The organism is Roseburia sp. AF02-12 (assembly GCF_003461765.1).
In the GTDB taxonomy this organism is placed as follows: Bacteria; Bacillota; Clostridia; order Lachnospirales; family Lachnospiraceae; genus Roseburia_C; species Roseburia_C amylophila.
Genome location: NZ_QTXS01000001.1, coordinates 1,654,552 through 1,668,231, shown reverse-complemented (window position 1 = coordinate 1,668,231; position 13,680 = coordinate 1,654,552). Strand labels below are relative to the sequence as shown.

Annotated in this window: 12 protein-coding genes; all 12 read left to right on the top strand. The window is 40.7% G+C overall.

Annotation, left to right across the window (positions count from 1 at the left end; translation table 11 throughout):
* Positions 1–26 precede the first annotated feature (26 nt).
* Positions 27–803 carry a glutamate racemase gene (murI, locus tag DV740_RS08200; protein ID WP_117697655.1) on the top strand — a complete coding sequence of 259 codons (777 nt, stop codon included), beginning with the start codon at positions 27–29 and terminating at the stop codon, positions 801–803.
* 418 nt (positions 804–1,221) lie between these two features.
* Positions 1,222–2,418, top strand: coding sequence for a cation:proton antiporter (locus DV740_RS08195; RefSeq protein ID WP_117841635.1), 1,197 nt, complete (start codon positions 1,222–1,224; stop codon positions 2,416–2,418).
* Between the two features lie 293 nt (positions 2,419–2,711).
* A complete protein-coding gene (locus DV740_RS08190; protein WP_117696570.1) occupies positions 2,712–4,037 on the top strand; it encodes an MATE family efflux transporter in 1,326 nt (441 codons plus the stop codon).
* 39 nt (positions 4,038–4,076) lie between these two features.
* The gene (locus DV740_RS08185; RefSeq protein ID WP_117696573.1) at positions 4,077–5,237 is read left to right on the top strand and encodes an ATP-binding protein; all 1,161 of its coding nucleotides are present in this window, start codon (positions 4,077–4,079) and stop codon (positions 5,235–5,237) included.
* 33 nt (positions 5,238–5,270) lie between these two features.
* Positions 5,271–5,750 carry a Cys-tRNA(Pro) deacylase gene (ybaK, locus tag DV740_RS08180; RefSeq protein ID WP_022242976.1) on the top strand — a complete coding sequence of 160 codons (480 nt, stop codon included), beginning with the start codon at positions 5,271–5,273 and terminating at the stop codon, positions 5,748–5,750.
* 46 nt (positions 5,751–5,796) lie between these two features.
* A complete protein-coding gene (locus DV740_RS08175; RefSeq protein WP_118057082.1) occupies positions 5,797–6,393 on the top strand; it encodes an HdeD family acid-resistance protein in 597 nt (198 codons plus the stop codon).
* Positions 6,394–6,424: 31 nt separating this feature from the next.
* A complete protein-coding gene (locus tag DV740_RS08170) occupies positions 6,425–6,655 on the top strand; it encodes a hypothetical protein (RefSeq protein ID WP_022242978.1) in 231 nt (76 codons plus the stop codon).
* 74 nt (positions 6,656–6,729) lie between these two features.
* On the top strand, positions 6,730–7,782 hold the full coding sequence (locus tag DV740_RS08165) for an HD-GYP domain-containing protein (protein ID WP_117696580.1): 1,053 nt from the start codon (positions 6,730–6,732) through the stop codon (positions 7,780–7,782).
* Between the two features lie 32 nt (positions 7,783–7,814).
* Positions 7,815–8,381, top strand: coding sequence for a TetR/AcrR family transcriptional regulator C-terminal domain-containing protein (locus DV740_RS08160; RefSeq protein WP_022242980.1), 567 nt, complete (start codon positions 7,815–7,817; stop codon positions 8,379–8,381).
* Between the two features lie 155 nt (positions 8,382–8,536).
* Positions 8,537–10,621 (top strand): efflux RND transporter permease subunit, encoded by a 2,085-nt coding sequence (locus tag DV740_RS08155; RefSeq protein WP_117696583.1) that lies wholly within the window; start codon positions 8,537–8,539, stop codon positions 10,619–10,621.
* A 21-nt stretch (positions 10,622–10,642) separates the two neighbouring features.
* Positions 10,643–12,853: a hypothetical protein gene (locus tag DV740_RS08150; protein ID WP_118057085.1), complete on the top strand. Its 2,211-nt coding sequence runs from the start codon at positions 10,643–10,645 to the stop codon at positions 12,851–12,853.
* A gap of 33 nt (positions 12,854–12,886) precedes the next feature.
* Positions 12,887–13,462, top strand: coding sequence for a manganese efflux pump (locus DV740_RS08145; protein WP_022242983.1), 576 nt, complete (start codon positions 12,887–12,889; stop codon positions 13,460–13,462).
* Positions 13,463–13,680: the final 218 nt, after the last annotated feature.

Below are 13,680 nucleotides of genomic sequence, written 5' to 3'. Positions count from 1 at the left end.
TTTGTATGCGAAAACAGGGGGCTATCATGAAACAGACCGAAAGACCAATTGCAGTATTTGATTCAGGTGTAGGTGGAATAAGTGTATTACGTGAACTGGTACGCCTGATGCCAAATGAAAATTATATATTTTTTGGAGATTCTAAAAATGCACCTTATGGTGGAAAAAGCTTAGAAGAGGTGCGGGAACTTACGGAATGCCATGTAAGACATCTTCTGTCGGAAGGAGCAAAAGCAGTAGTGATTGCCTGTAATACAGCAACCAGTGCAGATGTCTCGATTTTGAGAAAAGAATATCCGGATGTACCGGTGGTTGGAATTGAACCTGCATTAAAGCCTGCAGTACAGTTTATGGAGCATCCACGGGTACTTGTTATGGCAACGCCAATGACAATCCGGGAAGAAAAATTTCATCGTCTTATGGCACGGTATGAAAAGGATGCGGAGATTTATCCGCTGGCATGTCCCGGAATTGTGGAATTTGTTGAACGTGGAGAATTAAACAGTGCAGACTTGAAGGCATTTTTATACAGACTGTTGAAACCATATTGTGAGGGAACAGTGGATGCAATCGTTTTGGGATGTACCCATTATCCTTTTGTAAAGGATGCAATAGCAGAAGTAATGGGGAATACGGTGGAATTTTTTGATGGAGGTGCTGGTGTGGCACGGGAGACCAGACGGCGGCTTATGGAAAAGGAATTATTGTATACCGGAGACAGAAAAGGCAGGGTAATATTTGAAAACAGCGCGGCAACACTGGAAAAGCTGCAATTGTGCGAAACATTACTTAATTCTAAATAAAATATAAATTAAATGGGAATAATTTTTTAGATTTTTTTAGAATCCTTTTCGAAAGCTGACACACTTTAGACACATTTCATGGATATAATGGATTTATCAAATGAAGGAACGAAAAATTAAAAAACAGATTTCCTTTCGTTTGAGAAAAAAGTGGCAATAATTTCCTTTTAATAGATGAAACATTTTCATAACTAAACTCCTCGAAAAAACAGTCCGGAAGGGCTGTTTTTTCATGCTAAAAAGAAGGACTGATTTTTAATTGTGAAAAAGTAACAAAAAAATCTGGAAAATATATAAATATTAAGTAACAAAAAAAGAAAAAATGTATTGCTATTACCCACAAAAAGAGTTAACATAGTTCCGGGTTTAGGAGAATGTAAAAAGAAAAAACAAGAGAAGAAAGGAAAGAGGTCATATTATGGAATCTTATGAATTTCTGCTTTTTTTAGCAATTATTTTAATTTCAACAAAAGTATTAGGACTTTTCTCACGAAAAGTGCATATGCCGGCAGTAGTAGGAGCACTGGCAGCCGGTATTATTTTAGGACCATCTGTATTAAAACTTATCACACTGGATGGAACCAACGGAGTATACCTTGAAATTACAGCTGAAATCGGAGTTATTTTTCTGATGTTCTCCGCAGGACTGGAGACTGATCTGAAAGAAATCAAGGCAAATGCATTGGCATCCTTTATCGTTGCTTTAATCGGAGTTATTGTTCCTCTGATTGGTGGATTTTTAGGGTATGCATTGTATTTCCATACAGATTTTGCAGATTATCAGGAGGTATTGAAATCTGTCTTTATCGGAGTTGTGCTGACAGCAACATCTGTGAGTATTACAGTAGAAACATTGCGTGAACTGGGACGTTTAAAGGGAAGAGTCGGAACAACCATTCTTGGCGCAGCTGTTATTGACGATATTCTTGGAATTATTGTACTTACCATTGTAACGAGCTTAAAGGATACCAGCGTAAATCCGGTTACTGTTATGGTTAAGATCGTTCTTTACTTTATTGTAATCGGAATCTTATTCTTCCTGGTATCAAAATGCAAACCATTAATTGAAAGCGAAGGTCAGAAAAGACGTGTTACTGTATTTGCACTGGCATTCTGCTTCCTGTTATCCTATGTATCGGAAAAATTCTTCGGCATTGCAGATATTACAGGGGCATATTTTGCAGGACTGATGCTTTGCAGCATGAAGAATGGTGAATATGTAAAAGACAGAATCAACTTCCCGTCTTACTTATTCTTCTCACCGGTATTCTTCGCAAGTATCGGTATTAAGACATCCTTAGACGGAATGACAGGTTCTATGGTAGGATTTACCATTATCCTTTTAGTTATTGCTTTACTGACCAAGGTGGTTGGATGCGGACTGGGCGCAAAGTTCTGCCGCTATACAAATAAAGAAGCATTACAGATTGGTGTCGGAATGATTTCCCGTGGTGAGGTTGCGTTAATTGTTGCCCAGAAGGGATATCAGTGCGGCATGTTAGATGATAGATTCTTCGCACCAATCGTACTGGTAGTAATCGTGACAACATTGATTACCCCGATTCTGCTGAAGCTGGTAATGCATGATAAACAGTCTGAACAGCCGGCAGCATAAAAGTCAGATAGCGCAGTAAAATAAAATCCTGCAGACCAAAAATAAATGTAAGTTTGTTACATTTGCGTCCGCAGGATTTTCTTGTAATTGCGCATAGCTATTGATTTTATTATTATTTGCAGCTTGCTATTTAGTATTTGCTATTTAGATAAACGTTTGTGTAGTCTGCCAAAGCAGGGATGCTTATCGGGGCTGTTAGTAGTATCCCGTCTTGGCAGACTACACAGACGCCATTCAAAAAGATAAATTATAAAATGTAAAGAACTATTGAAAGAAAAGAAAGAGGACAAAACGTGGAACAAAAGAAAACTCTTGGACAATTGTTTGTACCAATCTGCCTGGAAACATTATGTTATATGCTTTCCGGCATGGTGGATACACTGATGCTTTCATCTGTGGGAGATGCAGCAGTCGGTGCTGTTGGAACAGCCAATACCTATATAGGTATTTTTATCATTATGTTTTCTGTTATTTCAGCCGGAATGATTGCGGTTATGACGCAGTATATCGGTGCCGGAAAAGAGGGGATTGCATATCAGGCAAGACAGCTTGGCATGTTATTTAACGCCATTGTAGGAGCAATTCTTGCGGTATTTTTGTTCTTCCAGTCAGGAATGATATTATCAGCGGTTGGTGTGGCAGATTCTCTGATGGAGTATGCAAAAACATATCTTAGGATTGTGGGAGGCGGATGCATTTTAAACGCACTGATTCCGATTTTCTCCAGCTACTTAAGAGCGTTTGGATATACCAGACAGCCTCTTGTGGCAACGGTATCTGCCAACATTTTAAATTTTATCTTAAATGCAGTATTCCTTTTTGGGTTCCACTATGGAGTAGCAGGAGTTGCTGCAGCAACAGTAATTTCAAGGGTATTGAATCTTGGCCTGGTAATCTGCTTCGGACATTATTATATTCATGCGAAGGAGAAGAAGGAGAGGCTTAAGAACCGTGTGGTATTCGGACAGATTGTCAAGATCGGACTGCCTTCTGCCTTGGAAACAGCACTATATAATGTGGCAATGACTTTGATTATCCGTTTCTTAAATCAGATGGATGCCAATGGAATGAACGTAACAGCCCGTTCCTATGCCATGCAGATTACAAATTTTTCTTACTGCGTAGGTGCAGCGTTAGCCCAGGCAAATGCAATTATGGTCGGCTGGCGGATAGGTGCACAGGATTATGAAGCCTGTGATAAAGGAACCAGAAAAGCAGCAGTTGTAGGCGTAATTGTTGCGACGATACTGGAGAGCATCTTTGCATTATCGTCCCACTGGCTGATACGGATGTTTACGGATGACCCACAGATGGTATCTCTGGTTGGAAAGCTGCTGGCAATCGATATTGTCCTTGAAATTGGACGGGTGACTAATCTGGTATACGGAAATGCTTTAAAGACCAGCGGCGATGCAGCATTTACTACAGTAATTGCTGCGATATTCATGTACCTGTGTGCGGTGGGGGGAACTTATTTCTTCGGAATTCATCTTGGATTGCTGGTTTGTGGAGCATATATCGGTATGGCAATGGATGAATGTGTCCGGGCAGTGGGAATGATTTTACGGTGGCGGAGCGGAAAATGGAAACAGAAGGTATTGATAAAAGAAAACGCCTAGTATAAAATAAGAGAAAAATTGAAAGTAAGGAGCGGAAGCATGGCAGATACTGAGATTAATCTGGCACAATTAAAAGAATATAAGACTGGGGAATACCAGTTAATCGATATCAGAAATGAGGATGCCTTCCGCTATGGAAGTATCAGGGGAGCAGTCAATCTGCCGGAGCAGGAGATTCTTTTGAGAAAAGAGGAACTATCGGCAGACAAGCGTCTGATACTATTTTGTGCCAAAGGAATCAACAGTATCGGAGCAGCGGAAAGACTAAGGGAAGAAGGTTTTGATGCAGTCAGCTTAGAGGGCGGCTATGGCGCATATCTGCTGGACAGTTTCCAGAAGAAAACATCAGAGAAAGAGGAACGCTGTCAGGAAATTGAGAAGAGCATCCGCAAGAAATTTCATAAAGCAATCTTTAGTAAATTCGCAAAAGCAATCAATGAATACGAACTGTTGCAGCCGGGAGACAAAGTGGCAGTATGTATTTCCGGTGGTAAAGACTCCATGTTGATGGCAAAGCTCTTTCAGGAATTGCAGCGGCATAATAAATTCCAATTTGAACTGGTATTCTTAGTGATGGATCCGGGATACAGTGAGATGAACCGTAAAGTGATTGAACGGAATGCAGAGCTGATGCAGATTCCGATTACGGTATTTGAAACACAGATTTTTGATGCGGTATATGAGATTGAAAATTCTCCGTGCTATCTGTGTGCGAGAATGCGCCGCGGTTATTTATATAGTAAGGCAAAGGAATTAGGCTGTAATAAGATTGCACTGGGACATCATTATGATGATGTCATTGAGACTATTTTAATGGGAATGCTCTATGGTGCACAGGTACAGACCATGATGCCGAAGCTTCACAGCACGAATTTTGAAGGAATGGAACTGATTCGTCCGATGTATTTAATCCGGGAGGATGATATCAAGCACTGGAGAGATTATAATGATTTGCATTTTATCCAGTGTGCCTGCCATTTTACCGATACCTGTACCACCTGTGACCCGGATGGACGTACCGTATCAAAACGGATGGAAATCAAACAGCTGATTGCCAGATTAAAAGAAGTGAATCCATATGTGGAAAATAATATCTTCCGCAGTGTGGAAAATGTAAATTTAAGTACCATTATCGCTTATAAGAAAGATGGGGTAAAACATTCTTTTTTAGAAACCTATGTGAATGGAGCGGATGAGTAACATGCAAAAAGAACCCAAAAGGAGCATAAAACCATGGGAAAAGAAGTAAAGACTAATGCCATGCGGATTTTAGACCGGCATAAAGTGGCATATGAAATCTTAAATTATGAATGTGATGAATTTATTGACGGACTGCATACGGCAGAGCTTACCGGAGCACCGGTGGAGCAGACGTATAAGACACTGGTCATGCAGGGAAAAAGCAAGGCATATTATGTCTTTGTGGTACAGATTGCAGAAGAGGTGGATCTAAAGGCGGCAGCAAGGGCGGCCGGTGAGAAATCCGTAGAAATGATTCATGTAAAAGATATTACAAAGATTACCGGTTATGTAAGAGGCGGCTGCAGTCCCCTTGGAATGAAGAAACAGTTTCCGACCATTTTAGATAAAAGTATGGAACAGTTTGATAAAATCTATATCAGTGGAGGAAGGATCGGCACATCCATGGCGTTATCTCCGGCAGACTTAGCAGCAGTAACCGGAGCAGCCTATGCAGATATTACTGCAAAATAAAGGAAAGAAATGAAATAAAAAAACAAGTGGAAGGAGCGTATTTATTATGAAGGAAACATTAAAGAGAATCAAAGCAGATGTTATATTATCCGCTATTCTTTGTGTGGCACTGGGAGTTATTCTTATGATATGGCCTACGCAGGTAACAAAGGTACTTTGCTATATTTTGGCAGCTATTTTATGCGTGATGGGAATCGGACATATTATTTCTTATATGAGAAATAAACTCGAAAGCAGGCTGGGACTGGCAACCGGAATTGCACTGGTTATTTTGGGGGTATGGATTCTGGTACAGCCATTGAACTTTGCAAAGATATTCCCGGTAGTAATCGGAGTCGTATTGCTGATGCATGGTCTGGAAGACTTACGGATGACCATCGAAGCAAAGCAGAATGGTGACACAGCATGGGGAATCCTGCTTTTGATTACAATTCTTAATTTTGCATTCGGAATATTATTAATCTGGAAAGCCATCGAGATGGTACAGATTGCTATGGTAATCGTAGGAATTGCACTGATTTATGACGGACTGAGTGATTTGTTTGTAGTATATCGTGTGGCAGGTGCTGTCAAAGCGGCAAAACAGGCGGCAGAAGCCATTGATGTAGAAGCAGTAGAAGAAGATTCAGAAGAAAATGAATAATTTAGAAGCATAATCAGGAGGCGTATTATCAATGCGGCAGATGGAGTTTAAAATGGAGAGAACCGGGTTACTGGAAGTAGGAGATGTGTTACCGGTGACAGAGAGTAAGCTGCCGACTTCCTATTACTATACACTTGGAAATGCATTTGCAATGTCAGCAAATTATACCTTCCGGGAACGCCTGAAGTCTACCGAAGGGACGGTAGTGGACGTAAAGGAAACACCGAAGGGCTTTTTTGTGACGGTAGAATTTGATGAGTAAAAAAGTTGTAATCGCAGATAAAATGTTATAGAATAGGCGTGTGGGGTAACAAAAGACAAAGAGGAGCAATTTAGATGCGTTATCTACCAATAAAAAAGGTGGAAGCCGGAATGGCACTGGCTCAGGACATATTAGACGGTCAGGGAGTCATGCTTTTAGGCAGACATCAGATTTTGAATCAGGAACAGATAGAGAATCTGGATAAGATGGGTTATCCGGGTCTTTATATTGATGATAAGTTTTCCGAAGAAATAGAGATTGCCGAAGTAATTAAGCCGTCTATTCACTCAAAGAGCCTGGAAATAGTACATCATCTGTTTGTTGACCGCATGGAAGAGGAAGATGTCAGTGAACAGGAATGGCAGATCCGGGAAGCTGTCATGCAGGTGGTGGACAGTCTTCTGGAAAATGAAGAAGTAATGTATAACATGATGAGCCTTAAGAATTATGATGATTATACTTATTTTCATTCTGTAAATGTGGGAATTTTATCCGCAGTAATCGGAGCACATTATGGAATGGATGAGTATGAGCTCCGCATTCTTACTACCGCTGCATTACTTCATGATATCGGAAAGAAATTCTTAGAGATAGATATATTAAATGCACGTCGTGCACTGACCGAGGATGAAAGAAGAATCGTATTACAGCATCCGAAGTTAGGATATGAGTTCCTGAGGGATAATTTTGATTTCGCACCGGAAGTATATCTTGGTGTATTAGAACATCATGAATGCTATAATGGCGAAGGTTATCCGATGCGAAAATCCGGTGATGAAATCAGTATTTATGGAAGAATTATCAAACTGGCAGATGTGTATGATGCCATGATTTCAAAACGGCCATACCGTGATCCGATGCCACCGGCAGATGTCATTGAATATATAATGGCAATGAACGGTTCGGAGTTTGATCCGAAGCTGGTGGAAGTATTTTTACGCTGGGTGGCTGTCTATCCGGCAGGCTGTGAAGTGGAGCTTTCTGATGGCAGAATGGCAGTAGTAAAGCATAATTATCAGGGATTTGTGCTTCGCCCGATTGTAAAAGTCTGTGATACAGGAGAAATCATAGACCTTAAGAATGATAAGGAAGCAAGAAGTATCACCATAGTGCGACTGGTCGTTTAGACGGCTGTTTGATAGGAAGATGAGAGGAAGTTATGACGAATCAGGGAAGGAACGCAATCGATACACTGCTTGCGGAGAGCCTAAAAGAGCTGACAATCAAGCAACCTATAGAAAAGATTACAATCAAGGAGATAACTGATAAAGCGGGAGTTATCCGTCCGACCTTTTATAATCATTTTCAGGATAAGTATGAACTGTTAGAGTGGATTATCCGGACTGAATTATTAGAGCCGGTAAAGCCGTTGATTCAGAATGGAATGATTGATCAGGCGTTAATTATTATATTTGCTGGTATTGAAAAAGAAAAAGATTTCTATACCAAAGCAAGCCGCTTAGAGGGACAGAACTCTTTTGAAGATATTGTAAAGGAATGCATTACGGGAACACTGATAGAAGTATTGGAAGAGAAGAATCTGGATAAGAAGATTCCGTCGCCATGGCTTACAAAAGAGCGGATTGCCCGGTATCATGCCCAGTCCTTATGTTTTCTGGTAATTACCTGGATAAAAAGTGGAATGTCTATGCCTGCAAAAGAGATGTCGGATATTTATAATTATATGATCCGCAATTCTATCGCAGATATTATAGGCGATAATTAATATACAAATTGGCAGATATGTATAGCAACTGTTACAGATTCAACAATTTGTATATTGGATTGATACAGCCAAAAAAGATTGCATATGTTCGGATGCAGTCTTTTTTTTTATACTCTTACCTAGAAAAACATGAAAAAGAAAGAGATGGTAAAGAGATGATTAAATTTGGAAAGGGCGTCGTAAAGCACAGAGTCCTGATACTTATTATCAGTTTTGCTTTACTGATTCCAGCAGCATTTGGTTACTTTAACACAAGGGTTAACTATGATATCCTTTCCTATCTGCCAGATGAATTAGAGTCCATGAAAGGACAGGATATTCTGGTAGATGAGTTCGGTACAGGAGCATTTTCCCTATGTGTCATTGAAGGTATGGAAGATAAAGATATCTCCACCCTTCGGGAACAGATTGCAGATGTAGACCATGTTAAATCTGTTATATGGTATGATTCACTGGCAGACTTATCCGTACCAATGGACGTATTGCCGGATGAAATTTATGACATATTCAACAATGATGAATCGGACAGCACGCTGATGGCGGTTTTGTTTGATACTTCCATGTCAGCAGATGAGACAATGGATGCCATTGAAGAGATTCGTGGAATCACAACAAAACAGTGTTACTTAAGTGGTATGTCAGCAGTTGTAACAGACATTAAGGATCTGACCAACAAAGAGGTTCCGTTTTATGTATTGATTGCAGTATTGTTATCTGTTCTGGTACTTTCCCTGACAATGGATTCCGCAATCATTCCGTTGTTCTTCTTATTAAGTATCGGAATGGCAATCGTATATAATCTGGGAAGTAACGTAATAAAAGGAGAAATTTCCTATGTAACGCAGGCATTGGCGGCAGTCTTACAGCTTGGTGTTACCATGGACTACTCCATTTTCCTGTGGCACAGTTATCAGGAGAATCAGGAACGATTCCCGGGAGATAAGAATCGTGCCATGGCACATGCAATTTCAAATACCATTACTTCTGTAGTCGGAAGTTCCATTACTACAGTAGCCGGATTTATTGCATTATGCTTCATGAGCTTTACCCTGGGACTTGACCTTGGTGTGGTAATGGCTAAGGGTGTTATCTTTGGTGTAATTGCCTGCGTAACCATCCTTCCATCCCTGATTCTGGTATTTGATAAGGCAATTGAGAAAACCAAACACCGTGTTATTCTGCCGGACCTTGGAAATATTGCAAACTGGATTACCAGCCATTATTACATATTCATTATTTTATTCCTGGTAATCTTAGGACCTGCAATCTGGGGTTATAACAATACGAACGTATATTATGATCTGGCTGGTACATTGCCGGATTCACTGGAAAGTATTGCAGCAAATAACAAGCTGGAAGAAAATTTTGATATGGGTGCTACCCACATTGTTTTAGTAGACAGCAGCTTAGAGCCAAAGACCATATCGAAGATGATTGATGAAATCGATGATGTGGATGGTGTAAAGGCAACACTTGGTCTGGATGCAATCGTCGGACCGGCAATTCCAAGAGATGTCATCCCGGATTCTATCCGTGGCGAGCTGGAAAATGAAAATTATGAACTGCTGCTGATTACTTCCGAGTATAAAGTAGCATCAGATGAAGTAAATGCACAGTGTGATGCCATCAGCGGCATTATTAAGAACTATGATGAAAATGGCATGTTAATTGGTGAAGCACCATGTACGCAGGATCTGATTACCACGACAGACCATGACTTCAAAGTCGTAAGTGCAGTATCTATCGGAGCAATTTTCGTAATCATCGCAGTTGTATTTAAATCTATATCACTGCCGATTATCCTGGTAGCTGCAATTTACTTTGCAATCTTTATCAACATGGGTATTCCGGCATACACCGGTACACAGCTTCCGTTTATCGCATCCATCGTAATCGGAACCATTCAGCTGGGTGCAACGGTTGACTATGCAATCCTGATGACCAATAAATATAAAAAAGCAAGATATAAGGGAGCCGGGAAGAAGGAAGCAATTACAAGTGCCTTGCAGAGCTCCATCCAGTCCATTATCGTATCCGCATTAAGTTTCTTCGCAGCAACCTTTGGTGTAGGACTTTATTCTGATATCGATATGATTAGTTCCTTATGTACATTGATGGCAAGAGGTGCACTGATTAGTATGTTGGTTGTAATCTTTGTACTACCTTCATTGTTTATGATATTTGATAAAGTAATCTGCGTAACCAGTGCTGGTTTCCGCAACAAGAACAAAACGGTATAGATTAAGAAGGAGGACATAACAATGAAATTTTCAGAATTAAAGAATAAATTCAAAAATAAATATGCGATTCGTGTAATCGCAGGTGTGCTGATGGTGGCAATGCTTGGAACCAGTTATGGCGTATGGCAGGTAAATGCAGCAAAGCCATCTACCGAAAGCGTATCAGAGGAGACTACTGAGAAAGAAGCTTCTACGGAGGATACAGATGCAGAAAATGCAGACGCAGAAGAAACCAAATCGGAATTAAAAGACCAGCTGGGAAATCTTCTGAATTCCGATAAGGAAACAGAAGAAACCGGAAAAGATGAAACAGTATATATGATTGCAGATGCAGATGGTACCGTAAATAAAACCATCGTAAGTGACTGGTTAAAGAATAAAGAGAATGCAGATACTTTGGAGGACGCATCTGATTTAAAGGATATCAAGAATGTAAAAGGCGATGAGACCTTCAAACAGGATGGAGATAAAGTAACCTGGGATGCACAGGGAAATGATATCTTCTATCAGGGTACTACGGATAAAGAAGCTCCGATTACCCAGAAAATTACTTACTATCTGGATGGAAAAGAAATTGCTCCAAAGGATTTAGCCGGAAAGAGCGGAAAAGTTACCATGCGTTTTGAATTTACCAATAATGAGAAGACAACAAAGACTATCGATGGCAAATCCACAGATGTCTATGTTCCGTTCTCTGTTGTAACCGGAATGGTATTAAATGATAACTTCACGAATGTAGAAGTTACCAATGGAAAAGTAATTTCTGATGGAAAAAACAATATTGTGGTAGGAATCACAATGCCAGGTTTAAAAGAAAGCCTTGGTATTGATGATGCTGACCTTGGTGATGATGTCCAGTTCCCGGATTATGTAGAAGTAACTGCAGATGTAGAAGATTTCTCACTGGACATGACAGTATCCATGGCATCCAGCAACCTTCTTTCTGAAATGAATGTAAATGGAGATATTGACTTATCTGTATTATCCGATACAATAGATGAGATGACTGATGCATCTGACCAGTTGGTAGATGGCAGCAGCGAGTTATCCGACGGACTGAAAACATTACAGAGCAGTCTTGGAGAATTTAAAGCTGGTGTTGGAACAGCACAGTCTGGTGTGAAAGATTATACTTCTGGTGCATCTGCAGTAGCAGATGGTGCAAATACCTTAAACTCCGGCATTGCAAAGCTTGCAGAAAGTGCTCCGGCACTGACAAGTGGTGTATCTGCATTAAAGACTGGTGTGCAGCAGGCAGGAGCCGGTGCAACACAGATTAATGGTGGAGTTGCCCAGCTGGTAGATGGAATCGGAACCTTGAAATCTACTGTAAATGGCAGTCTTGCAGGAATGGATGCTTATGCATCTTCAGCAGATGCACAGGCAGCATTTACTTCCGCATTGACTGATTATACCAGTGCAGCAGTAAATTATCTTGCAGTATTACAGCAGTTACAGACCCCGGGAAGTACATTAAACGGTGCCTATTCACAGGTAGTAGCAGCAACCGGTGGCGGATTACAGGCGGTTAATGCAGATGCTAATATTTATATGCTGGATGATACAACCAATGCAACACTTTTAGCAGTAACTACCCAGGCAGGCAGTGCGGTTGATTTCAATAGCTTAAGCACAGCTTATGCAGCCCAGTTACAGAATATTTCAGCAGTTGCAACCAAGCTTGGAACTACAGGTGGTGCACAGGCACTGGCTCAGGTACAGGCAGGACTTGCACAGTTTGATGATACACAGCTTGCAACCTTAAAGACTGGAGCAGCATCCTTAGATGCAGGCCTGAATGGTGACGATGGAATTGTAGCAGGTGTTAATACATTAGACAGCTCTGTAAATGGCGCACTTTCACAGGGAATTACAGATTTGACCAATGGTGCAAAACAGCTGGCAGACGGAGCAAATACCTTAGTTGCAAATAATGACAAACTGAATGCAGGAATGACTTCTTTGAAGAGTGCAACAGACCTTCTGATAAATGGTGTAGACCAGTTAGAGGATGGCTCTGAGACACTGGCAGATGGAATGGCACAGTTTGATGAGCAGGCAATTGAGAAACTTGCGGATGCTTACAACGGAGATTTGAAAGAGCTCTTGGATAAAGTAGATGCAGTGCTGGATGCTGGAAATGAATATAACACATTTACCAGAACAGCAGATGGTGTCAAAGGAAATGTAAAATTTATTTGGGAAACTGCTTCCATTAAGGCAGAGGATTAAGTATAATAATTTTAAGAGAAAGGAGGACGGAAGATGAACTGGATAGAAACATTAATAATTGTATGCGGACTTTCCATGGATGTATTTGCTTCAGTAGAATGTCAGGGAGCAATGTTAGCTAAGATTCGTACCAAACAGCTTGTGCTGGTGACATTACTGGTATCCGTATGGCAGGTAATTGTTTTATATCTTGGAAATCTTGGAGCCGACCTCCTGTGTAAATATGATATTAAAGAATCACAGGTTATATTAGGTGAAGTGATTTCAGTGGCAGTATTCCTGTGTCTGGGAATCCGGCTTTTGATTAAAGCCTGGAAGAATGACCGGATTGATGAACGCCGGGAAGAGAACCTTGGCGTACATAAATTCGTACGGATTTGTGCTGTAACATCATTTTATACATTCCTGACCGGTGCGGCATTTGGCTTTCTGGGAACAAGCCTACTGTCATTAATACTGGTTGGAATCATACTAACTGTTGTCTGTGTAGTCGGTGGTGCTTATGTTGGATATCATTTCGGCTATGAACAGAAGACAAAGGTATATCTGATTGGAGGAATTCTTCTTCTGATTGGCGGAGTAGATGTAATAATAAGGTTTATATTATAAATATAAGGGCGTGAAAATACCGCCGGCAGCTGCGTTGGGAGCACAGCTGCCGGCGGTATTTGTATTTTCCCCTTGTTAAGTAGCAATGTCGGGGGGTATAATAGCCACAGTAGTGCAAATAAACAGACTTTCCGGTATTTGATATCGTAGCTGCATTGTCCATCGACTTCGAATGCATGATAAGGGCTGTTAGGGGCACTTAGAATTTTGCCTGCTTC

Coding starts and splice junctions, on each gene's coding strand:
- murI (WP_117697655.1), top strand. CDS start 27: ATGAAACAGACCGAAAGACCAATTGCAGTATTTGATTCAGGTGTAGGT.
- DV740_RS08195 (WP_117841635.1), top strand. CDS start 1,222: ATGGAATCTTATGAATTTCTGCTTTTTTTAGCAATTATTTTAATTTCA.
- DV740_RS08185 (WP_117696573.1), top strand. CDS start 4,077: ATGGCAGATACTGAGATTAATCTGGCACAATTAAAAGAATATAAGACT.
- ybaK (WP_022242976.1), top strand. CDS start 5,271: ATGGGAAAAGAAGTAAAGACTAATGCCATGCGGATTTTAGACCGGCAT.
- DV740_RS08175 (WP_118057082.1), top strand. CDS start 5,797: ATGAAGGAAACATTAAAGAGAATCAAAGCAGATGTTATATTATCCGCT.
- DV740_RS08170 (WP_022242978.1), top strand. CDS start 6,425: ATGCGGCAGATGGAGTTTAAAATGGAGAGAACCGGGTTACTGGAAGTA.
- DV740_RS08165 (WP_117696580.1), top strand. CDS start 6,730: ATGCGTTATCTACCAATAAAAAAGGTGGAAGCCGGAATGGCACTGGCT.
- DV740_RS08160 (WP_022242980.1), top strand. CDS start 7,815: ATGACGAATCAGGGAAGGAACGCAATCGATACACTGCTTGCGGAGAGC.
- DV740_RS08155 (WP_117696583.1), top strand. CDS start 8,537: ATGATTAAATTTGGAAAGGGCGTCGTAAAGCACAGAGTCCTGATACTT.
- DV740_RS08150 (WP_118057085.1), top strand. CDS start 10,643: ATGAAATTTTCAGAATTAAAGAATAAATTCAAAAATAAATATGCGATT.
- DV740_RS08145 (WP_022242983.1), top strand. CDS start 12,887: ATGAACTGGATAGAAACATTAATAATTGTATGCGGACTTTCCATGGAT.